Source organism: Paenibacillus sp. TAB_01 (genome assembly GCF_043945595.1).
Lineage (GTDB): Bacteria > Bacillota > Bacilli > Paenibacillales > NBRC-103111 > Paenibacillus_S.
Genome location: NZ_JBIFNP010000001.1, coordinates 532,295 through 555,000 on the forward strand (window position 1 = coordinate 532,295; position 22,706 = coordinate 555,000).

The 22,706-nt window shown below is 53.5% G+C and carries 19 protein-coding genes and 4 pseudogenes (1 of these 23 cut by a window edge); 20 read left to right on the top strand and 3 right to left on the bottom strand.

Annotated features, from left to right (window positions below):
* The first annotated feature begins 16 nt into the window (after positions 1 to 16).
* The 6 genes from ACHHV8_RS02665 (at position 17) to ACHHV8_RS02690 (ending at position 6,055) form a co-directional block, all read left to right on the top strand.
* Positions 17 to 886, top strand: a complete 870-nt coding sequence (locus tag ACHHV8_RS02665) for a carbohydrate ABC transporter permease (RefSeq protein ID WP_395156516.1) — start codon at positions 17 to 19, stop codon at positions 884 to 886.
* Positions 887 to 905: 19 nt separating this feature from the next.
* A complete protein-coding gene (locus ACHHV8_RS02670; protein WP_395156518.1) occupies positions 906 to 1,754 on the top strand; it encodes a carbohydrate ABC transporter permease in 849 nt (282 codons plus the stop codon).
* A 50-nt stretch (positions 1,755 to 1,804) separates the two neighbouring features.
* Complete coding sequence (locus tag ACHHV8_RS02675; RefSeq protein WP_395156520.1) at positions 1,805 to 2,794, top strand: Gfo/Idh/MocA family protein; 990 nt, start codon at positions 1,805 to 1,807, stop codon at positions 2,792 to 2,794.
* A 42-nt stretch (positions 2,795 to 2,836) separates the two neighbouring features.
* Entirely contained in the window at positions 2,837 to 3,913 is a 1,077-nt protein-coding gene (locus ACHHV8_RS02680) for a beta-galactosidase (RefSeq protein ID WP_395156522.1), read from the top strand.
* Positions 3,807 to 4,976: a hypothetical protein gene (locus ACHHV8_RS02685; RefSeq protein WP_395156524.1), complete on the top strand. Its 1,170-nt coding sequence runs from the start codon at positions 3,807 to 3,809 to the stop codon at positions 4,974 to 4,976. Before ACHHV8_RS02680 ends, ACHHV8_RS02685 begins: the two co-directional genes overlap by 107 nt.
* 92 nt (positions 4,977 to 5,068) lie before the next feature.
* Positions 5,069 to 6,055, top strand: a complete 987-nt coding sequence (locus tag ACHHV8_RS02690; protein WP_395156526.1) for an amidohydrolase family protein — start codon at positions 5,069 to 5,071, stop codon at positions 6,053 to 6,055.
* A gap of 381 nt (positions 6,056 to 6,436) precedes the next feature.
* On the opposite strand, the pseudogene ACHHV8_RS02695 reads toward ACHHV8_RS02690, so the two are convergent.
* The 3 genes and pseudogenes from ACHHV8_RS02695 to ACHHV8_RS02705 form a co-directional block, all read right to left on the bottom strand.
* Positions 6,437 to 6,724, bottom strand: a pseudogene (locus ACHHV8_RS02695) (phospho-N-acetylmuramoyl-pentapeptide-transferase); the annotation flags it as partial.
* Positions 6,725 to 6,807: 83 nt separating this feature from the next.
* Positions 6,808 to 7,614, bottom strand: a complete 807-nt coding sequence (locus ACHHV8_RS02700; RefSeq protein ID WP_395156528.1) for an alpha/beta hydrolase family protein — start codon at positions 7,612 to 7,614, stop codon at positions 6,808 to 6,810.
* A gap of 233 nt (positions 7,615 to 7,847) precedes the next feature.
* Positions 7,848 to 8,867 (bottom strand): ABC transporter substrate-binding protein, encoded by a 1,020-nt coding sequence (locus ACHHV8_RS02705; RefSeq protein WP_395156530.1) that lies wholly within the window; start codon positions 8,865 to 8,867, stop codon positions 7,848 to 7,850.
* A 399-nt stretch (positions 8,868 to 9,266) separates the two neighbouring features.
* On the opposite strand from ACHHV8_RS02705, the gene ACHHV8_RS02710 reads away from it, so the two are divergent.
* The 14 genes and pseudogenes from ACHHV8_RS02710 to ACHHV8_RS02775 all read left to right on the top strand — a co-directional run.
* A complete protein-coding gene (locus ACHHV8_RS02710; RefSeq protein WP_395156532.1) occupies positions 9,267 to 10,043 on the top strand; it encodes an ABC transporter ATP-binding protein in 777 nt (258 codons plus the stop codon).
* 23 nt (positions 10,044 to 10,066) lie between these two features.
* Entirely contained in the window at positions 10,067 to 10,921 is an 855-nt protein-coding gene (locus tag ACHHV8_RS02715) for an ABC transporter permease (protein WP_395156534.1), read from the top strand.
* A gap of 22 nt (positions 10,922 to 10,943) precedes the next feature.
* Entirely contained in the window at positions 10,944 to 11,789 is an 846-nt protein-coding gene (locus ACHHV8_RS02720) for an ABC transporter permease (RefSeq protein ID WP_395156536.1), read from the top strand.
* Between the two features lie 64 nt (positions 11,790 to 11,853).
* A pseudogene (locus tag ACHHV8_RS02725) lies at positions 11,854 to 13,459 on the top strand (FAD-dependent oxidoreductase).
* Entirely contained in the window at positions 13,456 to 13,791 is a 336-nt protein-coding gene (locus tag ACHHV8_RS02730) for a 4Fe-4S binding protein (RefSeq protein ID WP_395156538.1), read from the top strand. The pseudogene ACHHV8_RS02725 and the gene ACHHV8_RS02730 overlap by 4 nt, the downstream one beginning before the upstream one ends.
* A 36-nt stretch (positions 13,792 to 13,827) precedes the next feature.
* Positions 13,828 to 14,307: a substrate-binding domain-containing protein gene (locus tag ACHHV8_RS02735; protein ID WP_395156540.1), complete on the top strand. Its 480-nt coding sequence runs from the start codon at positions 13,828 to 13,830 to the stop codon at positions 14,305 to 14,307.
* Between the two features lie 49 nt (positions 14,308 to 14,356).
* On the top strand, positions 14,357 to 14,866 hold the full coding sequence (locus tag ACHHV8_RS02740) for a substrate-binding domain-containing protein (RefSeq protein WP_395156542.1): 510 nt from the start codon (positions 14,357 to 14,359) through the stop codon (positions 14,864 to 14,866).
* A 249-nt stretch (positions 14,867 to 15,115) separates the two neighbouring features.
* Positions 15,116 to 15,571 carry a nitroreductase family protein gene (locus ACHHV8_RS02745; protein ID WP_395163406.1) on the top strand — a complete coding sequence of 152 codons (456 nt, stop codon included), beginning with the start codon at positions 15,116 to 15,118 and terminating at the stop codon, positions 15,569 to 15,571.
* A gap of 98 nt (positions 15,572 to 15,669) precedes the next feature.
* Entirely contained in the window at positions 15,670 to 17,286 is a 1,617-nt protein-coding gene (locus tag ACHHV8_RS02750; protein WP_395156544.1) for an FAD-dependent oxidoreductase, read from the top strand.
* Positions 17,283 to 17,624: a 4Fe-4S binding protein gene (locus tag ACHHV8_RS02755; RefSeq protein ID WP_395156546.1), complete on the top strand. Its 342-nt coding sequence runs from the start codon at positions 17,283 to 17,285 to the stop codon at positions 17,622 to 17,624. The genes ACHHV8_RS02750 and ACHHV8_RS02755 overlap by 4 nt, the downstream gene beginning before the upstream one ends.
* 512 nt (positions 17,625 to 18,136) lie before the next feature.
* Positions 18,137 to 19,825, top strand: a pseudogene (locus tag ACHHV8_RS02760) (methyl-accepting chemotaxis protein).
* Between the two features lie 198 nt (positions 19,826 to 20,023).
* Positions 20,024 to 20,516: pseudogene (locus ACHHV8_RS02765) on the top strand (DUF2798 domain-containing protein).
* A 371-nt stretch (positions 20,517 to 20,887) separates the two neighbouring features.
* On the top strand, positions 20,888 to 22,258 hold the full coding sequence (locus ACHHV8_RS02770) for an LLM class flavin-dependent oxidoreductase (RefSeq protein WP_395156548.1): 1,371 nt from the start codon (positions 20,888 to 20,890) through the stop codon (positions 22,256 to 22,258).
* A gap of 42 nt (positions 22,259 to 22,300) precedes the next feature.
* On the top strand, positions 22,301 to 22,706 hold the start of the coding sequence (locus ACHHV8_RS02775) for an LLM class flavin-dependent oxidoreductase (RefSeq protein ID WP_395156550.1). It continues 950 nt past the right edge of the window; the window shows 406 of its 1,356 coding nt (coding positions 1-406); its start codon is at positions 22,301 to 22,303; its stop codon lies off the right edge, out of view.

Here is a 22,706-nt window from a genome sequence, read left to right on the forward strand (position 1 = left end):
CAAAAGAGAGGGCAATATGGGAGTACTTAAATTCAGAGCGTTCTATTTCGTGTATATCATCCCGGCGCTGCTGCTGTATTGCGTGTTTTTCATCCTGCCGTTCGTGCAGACGGTGATTTACAGCTTCTATAACTGGGATGGCATTAATACGCCGATTTTCCTCGGATTCAAAAACTATTGGGAGATGTTTCACGACAAGGTGTTTTATGCGAGCACGGGCCGGGTGTTAAAATGGGCCCTGATCCAGGGCATCGTGCAGACCGGCATCGCACTGCTGTTAGCCAACCTGCTGAAAGGCAAGCTGAAGGGCTCGAAGTTTTTCAGATCGGTCTATTTCATTCCCGTCGTCATGTCGTCGGCCGCGATCTGCGTCATGTTCACGGTGATGTACGATAACGACATCGGACTTTTAAATGCGCTGCTGCGCTCGATTGGGCTGGGAAGCTGGGCACGGGTGTGGCTGGGGGACGCCCAGGTCGCATTTTATGCGGCTATCGCGGTGCCGATCTGGCAGGGCATCGGGCTGTACATGGTCATATTGCTCTCCGGGCTGCAGTCAGTGCCCGAGGAAATCTACGAGTCGGCCCGGATGGACGGGGCCAATGCATGGCAGCAGCTGACGAGCATCACGATTCCGATGATCTGGAGCATCATCCAGATCTGCATCATTCTCACGGTGTCGGGCACGTTCAAAAATTTTGACTACGTGTATATTTTGACCGCCGGAGGGCCGGGGAGCTCGACGCACGTGCTGGCCACTTATATGTACGACAAGGCCTTTGTCGGCCTCCGGTACGGATACGGAACGGCCGTTGCAGTGATCATCTTCCTCCTCGGCCTTGCTTTTACCGTCCTGTTCCGTGCGCTCACCAAATCGAGGGATTAACGGAAAGGAGGAAGCGACCTTGATAAGCGCAAGAGACGCCCTGCTGAAGAGGCGTACCTTCAGCACAATCAAATACACGCTGCTGCTGCTTTACTCCGCAGTGACCATTTTCCCGCTGCTGTGGACGTTCTCGAATTCGTTTCGGACCAACGATGAGATTTTCTCGAAATTCGCCATCGTTCCGGAAAGCTTTTCTTATGTGAAAAATTACGAGATGATTTTCTCGACCAACATTCCGCTTGCTTTTTACAACTCCTTCACCATTACGTGGCTGAGCCTGTTCATCATGCTGGTCTGCGCCATTCCGGCGGCTTACCTGCTGTCCCAGTACCGGTTCAAATACGCGCAGCTGATTTATTTGTTTTTTGTGATCGGGATCATCGTTCCGAGGCTGTCGATCCTGATTGCCGAATTCAAAAACTATCAGATGTTCGGTTTTCTCGGCAAGCAGTATCCGATCACGCTGTGCTACGCCACGTTCGAGCTTTCAATCGCGATCTTCCTGCTCGTCGGCTTCATGCAGAGCATTCCGCCGTCCTTGATCGAATCGGCGAAGATCGACGGGGCGAACTCGCTGGATATTTTGCTCAAGGTGGTCATGCCGATCAGCCGCAACGGTATCGTGACCGTCATTATATTGGCGTTCGTCTCGATCTGGAACGAATATGCCTATGCGATGGTGATGATTCCGAACATCAAGTTCCGCACGCTTACGATCCTGCTGGCCTCGGCCAAAAACGAATTTTTCGTCGAGTACGGCATGATGTCTGCCGGTGTCATTGTGGCTGTCGTCCCGATGATCATGGTGTACAGCTTCCTGCAGGACAAAATCATCAACGGCATGGTGGCGGGCGCAGTCAAAGGCTGATACTGAACCAAAGGAACATGCAGGAATCAAGGGAACAGGAGGACATTCCGATGTGGAAACTTGCCATCATAGGATGCTCGAAGTTTGTGTATGATTTCATATACGATTGTACCAAAAGATATCCTCTGGAGCTGGCCGCAATATGCGACAGCAGGCCGAACGCCGAGGCGTTCAGCGCCAGATACCGCTGCCCGGCCGTCTTCGAGGACTATAAGGAAATGCTGGAGCGCACGCGGCCGGATCTGGTGATCTCCTTTCCGAACTATGCGGATCAATACGAGGTGGCCCGCGACTGCTTGCTGGCGGGAGCCCATGTATTGGCCGAGCGGCCCGTTTGCTTGAGCTCGGAGCAGGCCAGCAGCCTGGCGGAAGTCGAACGCCAAACGCACCGTTACGTGATGGCCCGGCTGAACCGCAGGTTCACGCCGTCCTATGCGATGGCGAAGCAGGTGATCGCAGGGCCCGAGTTCGGCAAGCCGGCGATGTATTTGGCCAAGTACCATGCGTCCGCTTACGACTCGGAGAGCAGCTTCCTGTGGAACCATACCGTGCATCATCTGGATGTGGCGCGGTACTTGCTGGGGGAGCTGGAGCTGCTTCACGCCGAACGGGTGTACGCGGACCCGCAAAGAGTCGGCTACAACATTTCGTTCCGGTCGGAGGGCGGCTGCATCGGGGTGATCCAGACCAGCTCGCTGCAATCTGGGGAATATCCGATGGAACGCGTTGAAATCACCGGACATTTGCGCAATGTCGTCGTAGACAATATCAGGTCGGTGCAGTATTATCGCCCGGCTCCGAGAAGAGAAACGATGGACGAAATGGGCTTCGCGAAGGGCGGTGATACATTGGTCTGGACGCCCAACTTCGCCCAGCTGAACAATTTCACCTTCTACGGCTTCGAGAATATGTTCGAGCATCTGGTTCGGTGCCTCGCTACCGGCGATAAGCCCGCGCTGCATATGGGCGACACGCTCAGAACATTGGAGCTGGTGGAACGGCTGGGCGAGCTGATCGAGCCGGATCTGCGCAATACGTAATATACCGTGAGGCCATATAAACAGGAAGAGGATGAGGAAACGATGACGGAACAACAGCAAACGCAGCTGCCCTGGTATCGCCGTGCGGTGCGCTGGGGACAAACGAACCTGACCGAGATGGACCCGGTCAACTGGGACAAGGAGTTCTGGAAGCAGTATTGGAAGCAAACGAAGGTGCAGGGCGTCATTATTAACGCGGGTGGCATCGTTGCTTATTATCCGAGCAAGCTGGAGATGCAGTATCGCGCGGAAGGCTTGGGCGACCGGGATTTGTTCGGCGAATTCGCAGAGGAAGCGAGGCAAGCCGGTCTGCTCGTACTAGCCCGCATGGATATTAACCGGGCGACCAAGGAATTTTACGACCGTCATCCGGATTGGTTCGTCGTGGATGCCCAAGGCGAGCCTCTCACGTCGAACGGCCGATATTTCTCCTGCGTGAACAGCCCTTATTACAAGGAGTTCATTCCCGAAGTACTGAAGGAAGTCATCGACAAATACCGCCCGGAAGGGTTTACGGACAACAGCTGGACGGGCGCCTCGCGCAAAGTCATCTGCCACTGCAGCTACTGCAAGGCGAAATTCAAAGCCGATAAAGGGCTGGACCTGCCTGCAGCTTCCGACTATAACGACCCCGTTTACCGGCAGTGGATTCAGTGGAGCTATGCGTGCCGTATCGAGAACTGGGATTTGTTCAACGAAATCACGACCCGCTACGGCGGCCCCGATTGCTACTGGCTCGGCATGTTTAATGCGGACCCGTTCCGGCCGCACACGAACTTCTGCGATTTGCAGGAAATCGGCAAACGCTCGAAAATCATGATGTGCGACCACCAGTCACGGGAGCCGCGGACCGGCTTCGAGCAGAACAGCTTGAACGGCCTGCTGCTGCACGGACTCGCGGGATGGGACACGGTCATCCCGGAGAGCATGTCCAACTACATCCGGGGCGTCCGGCACCTTTCGCCAGGGCAGCAATCCGGCGAAGGAAACCCGGCTGTGGATGCTCTCCGGCATGGCCGGTGGAATCTCCCCTTGGTACCATCACGTCGGAGCGGTTCAGGAGGACAGGCGCCAATTCAACAACGCTCCTCCGGTGATGCAGTGGCACGAGCGGAATGAGACCTACTTATACAACCGGCAGCCGGTGGCGAATATCGGCCTGTTGTGGTCCCAGGAAAATACCGAATTTTACGGCCGCGACGACGTCGAGGAGAAGGTGTCGCTGCCATGGCACGGCTTCGTGCGGGCGATGACCCGCGCGAGAATCCCGTTCCTTCCCGTCCATGCCGACCATATCGACCGCGAGGCGGCGAAGCTGAGCCTGCTCATTCTGCCGGATTTGGCCGCGATGACGGACGCTCAATGCGAGGCCGTACAGCGGTTCGTCGAGTCGGGAGGCAGCCTGCTGTTTACCGGCATGGCTGCTACGCTTAACGAATGGGGCGAGCGCCGCGGGCCCTTCCCGCTGGAGAGGGTGACCGGTCTCCGGCACCTGCATGAGGTCGCCGGCACGGAGGGCAAGTCGAGCTCGAACTGGGAAGTGTTCGAAACGCACAATTATTTCCGGCTGCCTGAGGACCGCCACCCGGTTGTCGCGGGATTTGAAGAAACCGCGACACTTCCCTTCGGCGGATCGGTTCGTCTCGTGGAGTCCGACGGCAGGCTTCACCCAATCGCAACGTATATTCCGGATTATCCGATCTATCCGCCGGAATTCAGCTGGGTCCGGGAGCCGCATACGGACATTCCGGTGATGCTGGCCGGGGAGCATCCCGCCGGCGGACGCATCTTTTATTTTGCCGGCGATGTGGATCGCTCGTACGGACGCACGTTCCTGCCGGATTTGGGAGACTTGCTGGCCAATGCGGTGAAATGGGCCGCAAACGACAGCCTTCCGGTCAAGATCGAAGGCCCCGGTTACCTGGACTGCAAGCTTTACAAGCAGGACGGCAGGTGGATATTGCATATCGTGAACCTGAGCGGCACGAACCAGAATCCCGGGTATGTCGAGGAGTTCTTGCCGGTTGGGCCGCTCAAAGTTTCGATTCGCACCGGAGAGACCGCTCCGCAGCGGGCGTTATTGAGAGTTGCCGGTACGGAACTGAAGCCGGCTGCGGCCGACGGCTGGACAACGCTTCAGCTCGATTCGGTCGTCAGCCACGAGCTGATTGTTTTGGAATAGCAGGCTTTGAAGCGGGGGCACCGGAGGAGGTGTCTCCGCCTCTGCTTTGTCCCTATACGATAATACGAAGATATGAAGGAGGTAATACAAGCATGAAGCAGGTTATCGACGCTTATTCGCACGTCGGCTCACCGCGGTACGGCGCGCTGAAGGACGCTCTGGACAATATGAAACGATGGGGCATCGGCAAATCCGTCCTCGTTCTCGCTAAAACTGTGCCCGATTTCGGGGCCTTGTTCGATGGAATTCGCATGCACCCGGATACGGTGAGGGGGATCGGCATCCCGTTCGGAGCGAGCTCTGCACAGCGCGAGGCGTTAGCGGAGCTGCAGCTGCAGGCCGGCGTACTCGGCCTCAGAATGGAGCCGGAGGAGACGCTCGGCAATCCGCGCATAGTGGAGCGGCTCGGCGCTGCGGGCAGATGGATCTTCGCCATCCATCCGTTCGGCAGCCCTGAGCTGACGGCGGCGTATCTCGATTGGCTGGAGCACTTCCCGCAGGGACGGATCGCCGCGCCTCATCTGCTCGTCGCCGAATCGCGGCTCGAGGAGCTGAGCGGAAATCCGTATATGGAGAAGCTGCTGCAGCATCCGCGGTTTTATGCGATCTTTTCCCGGCATGGAGGCGTGGGGAGCAAGGAAGCGTACCCTCACCGGGATTTGCTGCCATGGGTTTCTTACGTGCTGAAACATGCCGGAACGGAGCGGGTGATGTGGGGCAGCGAGTTCCCGGTCATTTACTCTCGCAACGAATCGATGCCGCAATGCCAGGAATGGCTATCCGAGCTTCATCCCGATTTAACTGCGGACCAGCTGCAGGCGATGATGCATGACAATGCGGAGCGGGTCTTTTTCTCCGAGCCTGCTGAGGTGCCTGCGGACGTGCCGCTTCCGGGCTGGATTCGTGAGCAGTTCGATCACAAGCAGTTTGTCTGGGTGTACACCCAAGATCCGGTGAAGGTTCCGGTTTATTTGTACGATCGGCTGCTGACGGGATATTTGAAGTCGGAGGAGCTGCAAAGAGGCGACGGCTTTTCGCAATATATTATCAATAAGCTGGAAACGGTTCTGATGGATTGATGGAGGACCCGCGAAAAAACCTGCCAGGCCGCAGAAACCGTATAAGCCAATCCGATACGTAGCAGCATGTTCCGATTGGCTTTCAATGCGATCGCCCAGGATCCTCACCCGCTCGGATTTATTGCCTGCTGGGTCGGTGTGACACGTCAAAAGCGAAAAAGAAGAAAAGAGGGCAAGCGACAATGACAACCTTATTTTATTGATTAAAATCGAGAGTGTTTAGTGTATGACCTGAACTGATATCTAGACATGTGTACCAAATAAATGTATGGGGCTCATGCATCGAACATGCAAAATGACCAGCGAAGTTAATTTCTGTCTGGTCATTTTTACACTACATTATGTACTTCCACAAAAGCCGGGATACGAATGCTGGTAGCCAAGATATGAATTCGAATACCCCATAGCGAGGGAGCCAATATCCTCCATAAAGGCTTTTGCAGGATAAATATTGTATATGAATAAGCCTAACAAGCAGCCAATCATTACTAAAGAAAAAGTCTGGACTTCAACTCTCTCCCATATCACAAAGAAGAAAAAGAATGTCGGTATTGCCGCATTTAAGAGAAGGCCGTCAAGGCCATCGATAAAATTGATTGCATTGGCTGAATCTACAATAAATAAGAGCATTAGAATCAGATAAACGGAAATTGGAAGGTTTAATGAAAAAACTCAAATATGAACTTAAATCAGGAGAGACGTTACCGTTTCACTTATAGAATAAGGGAGAGCAGGACTGTAAAGCTAAAACTTCAGCCGCTTATCGTCCCATCTTGACTCTCATTCCCTATATGCTTATTCAAAAAAGCGATGCTGACCTCCAGCGCCTCCTCGAGATAAGGGGTAGTTCCCGTAAAAGGATGCCCGATTCCGAAAGTGTGGTCCGATCCGGTGAGGGTAATGAACGTATGTTCAGGGGTGACCGCCTTCAGCGTGCGATATCCTTCAATTAACCGCGGGGCGTCGTTGCTCCCTTGTACAATAAGCACAGGCTTCTGGAGCTGCGATAGCAGCAGGGTCGTATCGAACCTTTTTTGGTTCAGCAGCACATCCTTAGCCACCGGTCCCGGCTCGCCGTTGACCTGCGGATTCGGTTTCGGACCGCCGTTCCAAGCAATAACGGCTGATATTTCAGGGGACTCCGCAGCAAAAATAATACTGCTTGCACCGGCACGGCTGTGCCCAAGAATAGCTGCCTTACGATGATTATATTCGCTTGGAGCCGGCAGCTGCTTACGCTGCAAGTAACCCAATACCGCCGCCAGATCATCCAACTCCTTCGTTAGCGTACTGTTTCTTTGAACCTCTTCTTCGCTGGCTCCACTGTTTCGGACATCGATCCGGGTAAAATTGTAACGGACGACATAAAATCCGCGCTCCGCTAGCTGAGCGGCAGCATAAGGCCAGAAGCCCCAGTCCTTGTGGCCTCGAAACCCATGGCTTAACAATATGACGGGCTTGGCCGTACCGTCCTCTACAAACTCGACATCCCCGTGAATAACGTACCCATCCTTCAACTCGATTTGAAATTGCCTTTTCACTAAAATGGATGAACTCATGTCAAATCGCTCCTTTTTTCTACAATAAAATAAAAATAGAGACGCTGTAATATAGACGTCTCCGTTGGTACGGTCAACTGTATAAGGTCAGAAAACACCATAGATTAAAAAGCTGTCGACAGTCTTCTTCACAGGCCAACCTGCCGTGCTGGCAAAAAAAAATTGAGCTCGAAGCGCTGCAATAAGATAGGCATTTATCCCGTTTGGAGAGCCGGAGGGCTATCCCCATCATTCTATTTAGCAATCCAATCGGCTATGGTGAAATCCGAATCGATCAGCTTTTGCTCAAGCAAAAATTGCTTGGTATCCTCCAATTGCTTTAACCCGCTATCGCTAAACGGTTCGGTCGGAATTTGCTCGAGGGGCAGGATGCGCTTGGCGATGTCGACGGTAGTATTGCTGGCTTTGCTCAGAAATTCATAGTATTCATCCGGCTTCGTTTTCAAATCGGCTAATGCCTTGGAACGGAGCTCGTTGAATACTTTCGGGAAATCCGGGAACTTCTGCAAGTAGTCCTCGGAAACGACGGTTGTGCTTGTGCCAAGCAGGCTTGGCGTTTTTGCGGCTTCATTCAAGATCGCGTACCCTGTGAAGGCCAGCTTGATGGCGTTGGCTCCTGAAGCGGTTGCTGCTGCGACGTCGCCTCGTGCAAGCGCGGCTTCGATGTCCGTCGAAGGAATATGAATCAGCTTGACGGAATCAGACAGCCCATTTTGCTTGAGTATGCCGACCGCATAGCGATGCAGAATAGAGCCCTTCTGGGTGGCGACCGTTGTTCCCTTCAGGTCATTGAATGTCTTCGGGCCGCTGCTCTTGGTCAGCAAGTAGATATTGGTGCTCGTCGTCGGCTGGCCGATCAGCTTGGTTTTCGCCCCGGTTGCGCGTGCGGCAATGGAAGGCGTGTCGCCTAGAATCCCCACATCCAGCCTGCCGCCGATCAGCGATTCGTTCAGATCCGGACCGCTAGGAAAACTGACGAAGCTAATGTTCGTAATGCCGTAAGCCTTGAGCCCGTCGTTAATGATCGATTTGTAAAAGCCCCAGCCCTCCGCCTCGCCGGGAAGATTGAGCGGATTGGCAGTGATGTAGCCGATTCTTAATTCTTTCGGCACGTTGGAAGCGGTTTTGCCGGATCCGGCGTCGGAAGCTGCGTTTGAACTTGAGCCGGCTGCCGTACGGTTCTCCGTGCCGCATGCTTGCAGCAAAATGACCAGCAGCAGCCCTAGGATAAGGATTCCTTGTTTGCGTAGCATGTCGTTCGATCATCCCCTTTTGAAGTTGGTGGTGAAAAAGAAAAAGCTCATTCTCTGCGTAAAGCTTGCAAAAGAATGAGCCTCCGGATTTCCGGTAGGTTGCGGGCATCGGCTGATCGTAAGCCTGATATGCAAAATCGTAGCATTGTCATAAGGACGTGTCAATGATTAATGCATAGAAAACCAATTGGATAAATAGACTTAAAATAAAATTTTGTTATTGATATTTTGCTCACAGCTTGTTAAGATGAATCTCAACTCATTAAAAGCGCATTGGATTAGTCGGAATTACATGATAGTTCATAACATGACGATGTTCGACCGTTAGGACGGAGACATCCCTATACCAAGGGTGTCTCCATTTTTATTTTTATTTTGAAAAAGGAAGGTGACGTGTGAATGAGTGCTGTCCTGCTGGAAATCAACCGCCTGAACAAAACGTTTGAATCGGCAAAAGGATCCGTCCACGCTCTGCGCCACATTGACTTGCATGTGAATGAGGGTGAGTTTATTACGGTAATTGGCCCGAGCGGCTGCGGTAAAAGTACGCTTCTGAGGATCGTAGCCGGGCTCGATACCGGATATGACGGATCGGTCAAATTGCAAGGCCGGACTGTAGACGGGCCAGGGATTGACAAAGGGTTCATTTTCCAGGAGCCGCGATTATTTCCCTGGCTGACGGTGGAGAAAAACATCGCAGCGGATTTGTCGCTCAAGGACCCGGAAATTCGCCGGAAGGTGGCGGAGCTGATCGAGCTTGTAAAGCTCCAGGGATTCGAGAAATCGTATCCGCGGGAGCTGTCCGGGGGAATGGCACAGCGCGTTGCCATTGCGAGGGCGCTGCTTCGGCAGCCGAAGGTGCTGCTGCTCGATGAGCCGTTCGGGGCGCTGGATGCTTTTACAAGAGCGCATATGCAGGAAGTGTTGATTGATATATGGCAAAAAAACCGGACGACGATGATTTTCGTGACGCACGATATCGACGAAGCGATTTATTTGGGCAATCGGATCGTCATCTTGAAGCCGCGTCCGGGCGAAATTCGGGAGATTGTTCCCGTCGACCTCCCGTTTCCGCGAAAAAAATCGAGTATTTCGTTCCAGGAAATGCGTTTCAAGGTGCTGAATGCATTCGAGAAAGTGGACGAATTGGAGCTGGTGGACAGTTCAGGCATATAACCCAAGCGGAAAGGAGCAGGAAAATGAACAATGGTGTGGATTTGGCAGGGCATACGGCGCAGGCCCGGACACGGACGTCTGAAACGAGGAGCCCGGTATGGCGGAAATTTCTCATCAGTTTAAGCGGGGCGGGCGTAGGGCTGGTGCTTCCCGTTGCAGTACTGGTCGTTTGGCAAATTGCGAGTGAGCTCGGATGGTTGTCGAAGCAACTATTCCCGACGCCGCTTGCGATTGCCCAGGCATTCGGAAAGCTGGCTCAATCGGGTGAGTTGAACGATCACTTGACGATCAGCCTGCAGCGCGTCGCGCTCGGCTTCGGGCTTGGCGGCGCCTTGGGCCTATTATTCGGCATTGTGGTCGGTCTGTTCCGGTTTTCCGAAAAGGCGCTGGATCCGACGGTTCAAATGATCCGAATGGTGCCGCATCTCGCTGTCGCGCCGCTATTCGTCTTGTGGTTCGGTATCGGCGAGACGGGCAAAGTGCTGCTCATTGCCAAGGGAGCGTTTTTCCCGCTTTACATCAATACGTTTCTAGGCATCCGCGGAGTGGACAACAAGCTGTTTGAAGTAACGAGGGTGCTTGGCTACAACCGCTGGAAGCAAATTATCCAGCTGGTGCTGCCCGCCTCGCTGTCGAATGTTTTGCTTGGCGTCCGGCTTTCGATCGGAGTGGCCTGGTTAGGGCTTGTCGTCGTGGAAATTATGGGCTCGACCTCGGGCATCGGCTATATGATGTCGGATGCGAGACAATTTTCCAAAACCTCGATTGTATTTGTCGGCATCTTGATTTTTGCTCTACTGGGCATGATTACGGATTGGCTGGTGAGGCTGTTGGAACGAAGGCTGCTGCACTGGAAGGACAGCTTTAAAGGAGAATAGAGGTGGAAAGGTGGGAGCTAAAATGAATGACGGGAGCGGTACGCTTCAAGCAGCGGCACGAAACGGGGAAAAGCTGCGCTCCGTTGGGGGAGGCCCGCGTCGAAAGAACAAATGGAACGATGTTTGGATCGGAGCGGGCTTGCCGGTGCTGCTGCTGCTGGTATGGCAGCTGGCGGGTGATGCCGGGAAGGTCTCCAGCGCTTTTTTACCGACGCCGCTTCATATAGGCGAGACGTTGGCGCAGCTTGCGGCAACGGGGGAGCTGTTCCGTCATCTTGGCGTAAGCATTGGCCGGGCGGCGCTCGGCTTCGCTCTTGGCGGCGGGCTTGGACTTATCGTCGGAACGCTGGTCGGCTTATCGCGGAAGGCCGAAAGGCTTATGGACCCCTCGATGCAGGCACTGCGGCAAGTTCCCCATTTGGCGGTGGCGCCTTTGATCATATTATGGTTTGGCTTCGGCGAGCTGTCCAAAGTGCTGATCATTGCCCAAGGGGCGTATTTTCCGATGTACGTGCAGACGTTTCTGGGTATTCGCAGTGTGGATAACAAGCTGGTGGAGGTAGCGCGCGTGCTTCAATTCGGAAGGTGGAAATGGATTACGCGCTTAATTATTCCGGCTGCGCTGCCGAATGTGCTGCTCGGCCTGCGGCTGTCGCTGGCGGTATCTTGGCTGGGGCTTGTCGTTGCGGAATTGATCGGCTCGCAGTCCGGCGTCGGCTTCTTAATTAATTTTGCCAAGCAGAACTCGCTTACGGAGACGATCTTTGTCGGCATTGTTATTTTCGCCGTCGTCGGCAAGCTGGTGGATTCGCTGGTCCGGCTGCTGGAGAAATATTGGCTTGGGTGGCGGGACAGCTATCAAGGTTAAGCTTGACCCTTAAACCATTAACTACTGTGTGCAACGAACTATAACCATAGAGGAGGCAATTATCATGACGGAAGCAAGGGAAGTAAGCGAACTGCGGCTTCAGGCCGACGTACTTGTCATTGGCGGATGGCCCGCGGGGACGTGGGCGGCACTGACCGCTGCATCGAAGGGGGCGAAAGTCGTATTGGCGGACAAAGGGTACTGCGGTACCAGCGGCGCAACGGCTCCGTCCGGCACCGGGGTATGGTACATCAAACCGGAGGAGCATCTACGGGAAGAAGCGCGGCAAAGCCGGTACACGCTCGGCGGCCAGTTGGCGGAGGTGCTCTGGATGAATCGCGTGCTGGATCGTACTTACGAGAACATGAACAAATTAGGAGCACGGGGCTACCCGTTTCCGCTCGATGATAACGGCGATCCTTACAAGCGCGGCCTGCAGGGGCCGGAATATATGAGGCTGATGCGCAAGCTGGTGCAGAAGGCAGGGGTGAAGATTCTCGACCACAGTCCGGCTCTGGAGCTGCTGGCCGATGAGCACGGCGTCGGCGGCGCAACAGGCGTAAGGACGCAAACCGGTGAAACATGGACGGTGCGCGCGGGAGCGGTTGTCATTGCAACGGGCGGCTGCGCCTTCCTGAGCAAAGCGCTTGGCTGCAACGTGCTGACAGGAGACGGTTATTTGCTCGCCGCCGAGGCTGGAGCCGATTTGTCCGGTATGGAGTTTTCCAATGCCTATGCCATCGTGCCGACGTTCTCCTCCGTCACGAAGACGGCGTACTACCGCTATGCTTCGTTTTACTACGAGGACGGATCGATTGTCGAAGGAGCGGGCTCGCAGCGCGGACGTTCCATCATTGCCCGCAATTTGCTGAAGGGCCGTCAAGTGTATGCGAGCTTCAGACCAGGCGCCTGAAGACATTCGGCCGCTGCTGAGAGTGAACCAGACGAACTTTTTCCTGCCGTTCGACCGTATGGGGATCGATCCGTTCAAAGATAAATTCCCGGTCACCCTGCGCTTGGAAGGCACGGTTCGCGGCACGGGCGGCATCCGCATTACAGGGGAAGATTGCTCTACGGCCGTGCCGGGCTTGTATGCTGCCGGCGATGCGGCGACGCGCGAGCTGATCTGCGGCGGCTTCACCGGCGGCGGCAGCCACAATGCTGCATGGGCAATGTCGTCCGGGTCATTCGCAGGTGAGGGCGCAGCGTTGTTTGCCGCCGGTATCGGCGACAAAGCGTCGGACCGCAAGCTGAAGAGCGTGTCGACGACGACTTTTACGAAGAAAGGCGGCGAGGGTGCCGCAAGCAAGACATCGGAAGCGATTCGAGCCGTACAAGAGGAAGTGATGCCGTACGACCGCAATTTGTTCCGGACGGAGCAGGGCTTGCGCGGTTCCTTGAACCGTTTGGACGGATTGTGGAACGAGCTCCGTGAACGGGAGACGACGTTGGATGCGGAAGGTGTCCGCCGGCGTGAAGCGGCGGCGATGACGGCAACGGCCCGCTGGATGTACAATACGGCTCTCGTTCGCACGGAAACGAGAGGAATGCATAAACGCGAAGATTTCCCGCAGCTTGACGCAGCGCAGCGTTACCGCTTGACGAGCGGTGGTCTTGACCAAGTGTGGGTCAACAAGTTGCCGGTTGATAAGGAGGCTGTGGCCAAGTGATCGAGCTCGTTAGCGAATCCAGATGCGTTACATGCAATTTATGCGTTTCAGTATGCCCGACGAATGTGTTCGATCGTACGGAGAACGGGGTTCCGGTCATTGCCCGTCAAGACGATTGCCAAACCTGCTTCATGTGCGAGCTGTACTGCCCGGCCGATGCGCTCTACGTATCGCCGGATGCCGAGGCAGCTTCGGCTGTAAACGAAGAGGAGCTGGAGAACAGTGAGCTGCTGGGCGGATACAGAGAGAAGGTAGGCTGGGGACCAGGCAGGAAGCCAGTAGCCCAACATCAATACATGTACGAATTGGCGAAGAAAACGGCCATCGGATAACATCAACCGTTTTCAATGAAGAAGGGAGTTCATAGCATGGTCGAACAACAGAGACAAAGGAAAAGGGGGCTCGCCCGCAAGCTTTGCGCGATTGCCTTGATATTGGTGGCGATAAGCTTGCTGGGAGCTTGCGGCAAGACGGATGGAGGGTCACAAGCGACTGGGGCCGCCCCGGCGGGCGGTTCGGCTGCGGCGCAGCCCCCAAGCGTGTTGAATTACGGTTACATTGGTACGAATAAGCTGAACTTCCCCGGAGGTGCCGAAGGGTGGGGCTTTTACAAAGGCATCATTCAAGAAGAATTCAAAAAATACGGCATTACCGAAGTGAAGCTGACCGGTTTCCCGAACGGGCCGGATCAGAGCGAATCGCTGATCAGCGGCCGGCTGGATTTCGGCAGCCTGGGGGATACCCCGGCTCTGCTGGCCCGCTCGAACGGGGCCAACACACGGGCGATTACGCAAGGCGCGACGGAAAGCATCGGCTACTTGATCGGCAAAAAGGGCGGACCAGGTTAAGATCGCCGATCTTGCGGGGAAAACGGTAGCGATCCAGAAGGGCTCCTTCATGCACCGCTACATTGCCGGAATTGTCAAAGAGCAGAACATTCCGAACGTCAAATTTATTCATATGCTCCGCCCGGACGGCGAGGCCGCACTGTCACGCGGTGAAGTGGATGCGATGACGAACAGCGCGATTTTTGCCTTCAAGCAAATCGACCAGGGCTATCCGCTGCTGGACGATGCGACGAAGCATCCGAATCTGATCGGAACAAGCATTACGGTCGTCTCGGAGGATTATCTGAAAAAGTTCCCTGATTTCCCGAAAATATGGAATGAAGCTCGCCTGAAGGCGCTGAACGACCTGCAGTCGAAGCCGGCTGAGTATTACCAATTTTTATCTCAGCTGAACGGCTTTACGCCTGAGCTGAACGAGAAGGCTTCGCCGATTTCTACCATTAAGGATGTGCCGTTTACGGACGACGGGCTCAAGCTGCTGGACGGCACAAAGAAATTTCTGATCGACGAGAAGCTTGCGGACAAAGATTTCGATTTGAATTCCTGGATTGTGAAATAAGTGTCTAAAGCTTGTGACGTAATTCGTAACCTAATCGTAGCGAAATTTGCACTTAATTTGTAGCCTAAGAGAGAAAGGAAGATTGAACCCATATGACAACAACACCCGCACTCTATTCAACTGAACTGCTGCCTGAAGTGCAAGCGAACCGTTCCGCGGATCACCCGGTACATTCATTGTTTCTAAACCGCTGGTTCATCCCGCTCGTTTGAGGCGAAGGACATATCTGATGAAACGCTGTACAGCATTCTGGAGGCAGCCCGTTGGGCGCCGTCTTCAAGCAATCTTCAGCCTTGGCGGTTTATAGTGGCCAAGACGGAAGAGCAGAAGCTCAAATTCCAGGAGTTTATCAAGCCTAACAACCGTCTATGGACGGATCGCGCTCCGGTGCTTGCGCTGATTGCATCCCATAAGCTTCGTCAAGACGGCCAGCCGAACGGCGCTCACGCTTTCGATACGGGTGCGGCCTGGGCATCCATCGCCCTGCAGGCCCATCTGCTGGGTCTTGCTACACGCGCTGTTGGAGGCTACGACAAGGACAAAGCGCGCCAAGTGCTGAACGTGCCTGACGAATACGAGCTGCACGCCGTCATTGCCCTTGGCTATCGCGGTTCCCGGGACGCGCTGCCTGAAGAGCTGCGCGAGCGGGAAGAGCCGAACGGCCGCCGGCCGCTGACGGACAGCATTATTGAAGGCTCCTTTTAACGAGGAGCACGGAATAAACCAAGCAACCCTCTTTCATTCCGGTTAAGAGGGTTGCTCTATTTTTCTATGTTAAAGGATGAAGGGGGGGCCAGCAGCGTATGGGAAGCGTCAGTAATGAAACAATTTCGCGTTTGACAGCCGACGTGCTTGTCATCGGCGGGGGGCCTGCCGGAGCTTGGGCGGCGTGGAGCGCTGCGAAGCAAGGGGCGAAGGTCGTTGTCGCAGACAAAGGATATTTGGGCTCCAGCGGAGCGACCGCTCCGGGCGGGACGAATTTGCTGTATTTGCCGCCGGATCCGAAGCTACGGGAAGAGGCTGTGCAGCAGCGGTACAGGGAAAGCGCATATTTGGCCGAGCCGGAGTGGATTCGCCGCGTCCTGGATCAAGTGTACGACAACTTGCAGCTGGTGGAAGCGTGGGGTTATCCGTTCCGCCGGGATGAAGCCGGTACCCCGCTGCGCGATCATCTTCAAGGACCGGAGTACATGCGCATTATGAGGCGCGCGGTGCACAAGGCCGGAGTGAAAATCCTCGATCAGTCTCCTGCGCTGGAGCTGCTTGCCGACGAGCATGGCGTCGGCGGTGCGAGAGGGGTGAACCGGCTTGACGGTTCGGAGTGGGAGGTGCGGGCGAATGCGGTTGTCATCGCAACGGGCGGCTGTGCCTTTTTGAGTAAAGGCTTGGGCTGCAACGTGTTGACCGGTGAAGGGCTGCTGATGGCTTCCGAGCTCGGAGCCGAGCTGTCAGGCATGGAGTTCACCAGACAGTATGCCCCCAGTGCCGCATTTGGCACCGTCACCCGAGGACGCCTTCTGAATTGGGCGACTTATTCGAACCAGGATGGAAATGAATTGCCTGCAGCGGCGGCAAGGGCGGGTGACTTTTTGCCGCTCATGCTGAGCAAGGGGCCCGTTTACGCTGTCCTGAATAAAGCCGATACGGAGGAGAAGCGCGGTATTCTTCGCCGCTCACACGCCATCTTCTTTCTCCCTTACGACCGGGCCGGAATCGATCCGTTCACCCAAAGATTCCCGCTTACCCTGAGATATGAAGGCACGGTACGGGGGACGGGCGGAATTCGGCTTATCGGGGACGATTGCTCGACTTCCGTTGCCGGGCTGTACGCTGCGGGAGATGCCGCCACCCGCGAGCGGGTCACGGGTGCCAAATCGGGCGGCGGTGCGTTTAACGCTTCGTGGGCGATTTGCTCGGGGACGTGGTCGGGACAAGCCGCCGCCAAGTACGCGCTTTCTGCCGGAGTGAAGGCCGGCACCCGGCAGCTCCGGGCCGCCGGACGGAGCGGGCTTGAAGCGAGAGCGGAAGCTTCCGCTCTGATGAATCCGAACGAGCTGGTTGCTTCCGTGCAAAAGGAAGTGTTTCCGCTGGATATCAACTATTTCCGCAAGGAAGCCACACTGACCGCTTCGCTGAACCGCCTTGATCGGCTGTGGCCCAGCGTATATGACCGTGTGCCGGAGTCGATCCAAGGCCGGGTTCGAGCCCGTGAAGCGGCTGCCATGCTGGCAACGGCCCGCTGGATGTATACGGCGGCTCTGTCGCGCCGGGAAACGCGGGGCCTTCACGCCTTGGCCGAGTATCCCGATATGGATCCGCAGCAGCAGTACCGGCTGATCGTATCCGGAATCGACCGGATCCGCGTGGCTCCGGAAGCGAAACGAGCTGTTGAAACAGCGAAGGAGGTGACCGGGAGATGATTGAAATTGTGAGTGCGGACCGCTGCGTCGAATGCGGCATGTGCGTAAAGGTATGCCCCACGAACGTGTTTGATGCCGGCGAGGACGGCATTCCTGTCATTGCCCGGCAGGAGGACTGCCAAACCTGCTTTATTTGTGAAGTATACTGTCCTGCGGACGCGCTCTATGTTTCCCCTTACGCGGATGAACCGGAACTACCGGCCGAAGCCGACTTGGCCGAAAAGGGGATGTTCGGCAGCTGGAGAGAAGTCGTAGGCTGGGGGCGGGGAAGGACGCCGCTCGCCGCCATAGACGAGACGCCGTTCATCGATCGGATTCTGCCTCCGCGCAAAGCATAGCCGGCTGGGCAGATCCGATAGACGCGAGGCTGATCAAGCTGCCGGGCAGCGAAGCGGTTACGCTTTGCTGCCTTTTTTCACATGCGTTCGGATCGCATGCCGAATTATTATCCGCGCTTGAGCTTCATCCTTATCCTGCACGGCTATAAGTTGAAACTGCCTCCTCACCAATTGCCGCCCCGTGAATCCATTTCATGTCCAACCATCCATAAATTCTGCTTTAACATCTTTCCCCTAGACGCTGCTGCGTCCTCTGCAACCCTTCTGTGTTCTCTATGTTATTTCCCCGGCCTCTTTCTCATCGTCATATTATTTAGCATGCCCTATCGACCTATAGTCCCAAGGTGATTTGAATCACATTACTATATACCTATATTTGTTATAATTTTCACAAGCGGAATGAAGAGGCAGCTGAAAAATTGCAGATTACTAGAAATATTAGCTAACTCTAGTATCGTTGTTAAGGGGCTTTCCCCCATTCATATTTTTACAAAGGGGTTTTTGACATGAAAATGACGATCAGCAAGAAGTTATTCGGGGGTTTTTTGGCTGTTCTAGTGGTATTAATTGCCACGGTGGCGATTAGTTATTATCAGATTTCGACGGTTGATCATACGTATACTGAGTTGATAAATGATAAATCGAAGAAATTAATTTTAATACAAGAGATGAAGGTAAGCATTCAACAAGAGCAGACTGGAGTGCGCGGATTTCTCATTGATGCGGATCCTGTATCTTTACAAACCTTCACCAAAGCGCATGATGATTATCTTGAAATAAGCAAAGTGTTGAACGAAATCATTGTCCTCCCAACGGCAAAGGAGTTACTGCAGCAAGTAGACCAACTCGAAAATCAGTATTATCAGTTTGCCAGCCAAGAAATTCAACTTAAGCAGCAAAACAAAAACGGTGAAATTTTGAGCTTGATTGACACAGGCCGTGAAATGACGCAGAAATTCAGCCAAAAAATAGATGATTTTGCTGATTTCCAGCAAAACGTACTCGACGAGGGAAGTAAAGACACGTCAGATAAAGTCACTTCCGTGAAGTATTGGGTAGTGACCTTAGGCATCATAGCCATATTAATCGGTGTAGCCATAGCGCTGTATAGCGGCAGAGTAATATCCCAACCGATCGTAGCCATCGCAAAAGCTGCAGAAAAAATTGCAAGCGGAGATCTGACCGTAGAGGATATTACAGTTAAAAATAAAGATGAAATAGGGGAGTTGGCCGGTTCCTTTAACCAAATGTCCAGAAATTTGCGCCACCTGATCCATCAGGTTGGTTCAAATACGGAAATGGTGGCCGCTTCAGCAGAAGAACTGACTGCAAGCGCCGAACAAACCTCCAGCGCAACGGAGCAGATTGCTGTAACCATCCAAAATGTAGCGGCTGACGTTGAAAAAGAATTTAAAAATGTGGATGAAGCTACTAAAGCGATTCACGAAATGTCTATTGGTGTACAGCAAGTTGCAATGAATGCTCGAATTGTTTCTGATGTTGCTATGAATGCCCATGAAAAGGCGTCGGAAGGCAATCAATCCATCCGGACAGTTGTCGAGCAGATGGGCTCAATTAATCGAACCGTCGGGAGCATGGCGGCAGTGATAAAGAAATTAGACGAACGTTCGAATGAGATCGGTCAAATGATAGCAACCATCATAGAGATTGCAAATCAAACGAATCTGCTGGCTTTAAATGCCGCTATTGAAAGGGCGGGAGAACATGGCCGGGGATTTGCGGTGGTCGCTTCGGAAGTGCGCAAGCTTGCAGAAAAATCGGCCCTGTCTGCGCAGCAAATATCGCACTTAGTATAGTATCGAGTATCGGCCATTCAAGGGGAAACGGACAGTGCGGCTGAATCCATGCAAGCTGCTGCCAAAGAAGTCGCGGCAGGCATTAAGGTTGTAAATTCAGCCGGTGAATCGTTCTATCAAATACAAGAGTCGGTCAACGAAGTCAACAAGCAGATCCACGAGGTTTCATCCTCCGTCCAGCAAATGGCTGCCGGTGCTGAGCAGATGGTGCAGTCCATGAATTTTATTTCAACCGTAGCGGAAACGACCGCGGCAAGCACGCAGGAAGTAGCCGGCTCCGCCCAAGAGCAATTAGCCTCAATGGAGGAAATCGCTGCATCGGCGAACGCTTTGTCTAAAATGTCGGAAGATCTGCAGTTGTATATTGAAAAATTTAAAGTATAGTGCTTGCATGAGTGAATAAACATATGTTCAGAATACGCAGGACACGAAACAAGACGGAGCTGACAAGAGCTGCGTCTTGTTTGGCTTCAGCAGCTGCTTCAACGTATTCGCTGATCAAATGTTCACAGACTGTTCACTTATGAAGAGGCATTCGTTCTTTATATAATGACAAGGGTTAACAAGAAAGGATGATGGACATTGCCGACAACGAAGAAGGAAGAGTTTTATTTTGGATTGATGATGTGCTTCGGAATGGTTATAGTCATGACGACTTATAATCTATTTACGAACGGTTTGATTGGCACCCTATCGCTGAAAGGAATAGCTGCCCAGCTGGCTCTGGGCTTTACGGTCGCTTTGCTGCTGGAGGTATTTATTGTTGGTTCGTGCGGCGAAAAAAATTGCTTTATCCTTGCCCTATGACAAATCGAAAAAAATTTTTGTGATAGTATCCGTTTCGTTTTTTATGGTGGCTGGCATGGTGCTCTGTATGTCTCTTTATGGGCTGGGAAATGCCTACTTTTCTAATCAGCTGGCCGGCGAATCCCTGCTTGATAGCTACTTTTTAATCGTTTTTAGAAATTTTATTTTTGCGCTGCCTCTGCAGCTGCTCATTATGGGACCGCTTGTGCGCTATGTATTTGCTAAATTCGTTAAAGAGAAAAGAAGGCTGGAGCCTTTAAGCAAGTAGGGGGAACGAGGCCGGATAAGCTGAAAAAGATTGCGCAAACAACGCAGTTGCTTTGCAGAGCGCATTATTTTGAAAAAAAAGGTATTGTAATTCGCATAATACCTAGTATAATAATGGGTATAGATGGTTTAAAATGTAAATCGACCAGTTAACTGGAGACGGATAATTCCTGAGAATGCTGTTCTTGGGATGCTCTGTCTCCCTTTTTGTATGCAAATGTGCATAAGAGGGGAGATCCGAATAGAATCCTATGTTCAAGGAATACCGGACAACCGGAAACTTGCCTCGGCCAGTTTCCGGTTTTTTGACATACCGGTATGGATGCTATGAAACTACGTATTTTCAAAAATGTGGATGGGAGTGTGGGAACGATGAGTGGGAATGAGAGAAAAGTACACTTGAACGTATTTGTGCGCATTGCCGGCCATCATGCCGGAGGATGGAAGCATCCCGATGCGGAGCCTGAAAGGGATTTGGACATTGATAAGTACGTGGAGCTGGCTCAATTGGCTGAAAGCGGCTTGATCGATTCCCTTTTTATGGCGGACAATTATTCGGGTACAGGCAGAAGGCTGGAGCCTTTCACTCTGCTGTCGGCCCTTGCGGCCGTAACGTCAAGGATCGGCTTGATCGGCACGGTCAGCACTACGTATAACGATCCTTTCCATGTGGCACGGAAATTTGCTTCGCTGGATTATTTGAGCAAAGGACGGGCGGGATGGAATATCGTGACAGGGCATTCTCCCGAGGACGGCAATAACATTACGAAGTGGGGCGGATACCCGGAGCCGAGCAAGCGCTATGAAATTGGCGATGAATTCGTCGAGGTGACCAAGCAGCTGTGGGACAGCTGGGATGAAGATGAAGGAAGAGGCGCCGACGAAAGGAACCTGAAAATCAATCACACCAATATTCATGAGATCGATTTTAAAGGCAGCTATTATCAGGTCAAAGGGCCGCTTAACATACCTCGCCCGCCGCAGGGCTACCCTGTACTTGTACAAGCCGGCTCTTCGGAGAGCGGCAAGGAATTGGCAGCCAAGCATGCCGAGGTGATTTTTACGGCGCAGCAGACGCTGGGGGCGGCACAGGAATTTTATACCGATGTGAAATCCAGATTGGCCAAGTATGGAAGACGTACGGATGAACTGCTCATTATGCCTGGCCTGGGGGCAATTGTCGGCGAAACGGAAGCGGAAGCGAAAGATCTTGAGGAGGAGCTGTTCTCCTTGCTGAATCTTAAAAATTCGCTTAAACAGGCTTCCCGGTTTTTCTCGGTCGATTTGTCGGAGTATGACTTGGACGATCCGGTTCCGCTCGACAAGGTAAGGCTGGACGACAACCGGATCGGAGGCATAACCAGCCGGCGTGAGGTTGTTCTTGATGCCGTACGCAGAGAAGGCATGACGATCCGTCAATTTGTGAACCGCAGTGCCGGCGGACACGGGCACGTTACATATAGAGGCTCTTATATTCAGGTAGCCGATTTTATTGAAACCTGGCTGCGGGAGCGCGGTGCCGACGGCTTCAACCTGCTGCCTCAGGTGGTTCCTTATAGTATGGAAACTTTTGTGAAAAAGGTGATACCTGAGCTGCAGAACCGCGGTATTTTCCGTACGGAGTATGAGGGCACTACACTTCGCGAAAATCTGGGTCTCGCCCGTCCCGAGAACCGGAATCGGCAAATTTGGACAGCAAGATATCAAACCGTCAAAGAAAATATTTCTGAAGCCGTGAACTGATTGTATCGCGGGGACAAGTAAATAAAAATTGGGGTGGATGAGATGAGCAAGGCTAATAAAAAAGCCCATTTTAATGTGTTTATTCGTGAGACAGGTCACCATGCCGCTTCCTCGAAGCACCCGTCTGTCATTCCGAACAGCGGGCTTGATTTGGCGCATTTCGTGAACCAAGCGCGCACGGCGGAACGCGGTTTGCTGGATTCCCTGTTCGTGGCCGACGGCTATGCGGGGTTGTCCCGCCGGTTCGAGCCGATTACGTTGTTTTCCGCCATCGCTGCGCTTACCAAGCATATTGGCTTCATCGCCACGGTAGGCACCACGTATAATGATCCGTACCATATCGCCCGCCAGTTTGCCTCGCTGGATCATATCAGCAAAGGGCGTGCGGCCTGGAATATTGTGACGGGCGCCCAATCTGCAGCTCACAATTTCGGGCGGGAAGAGCACC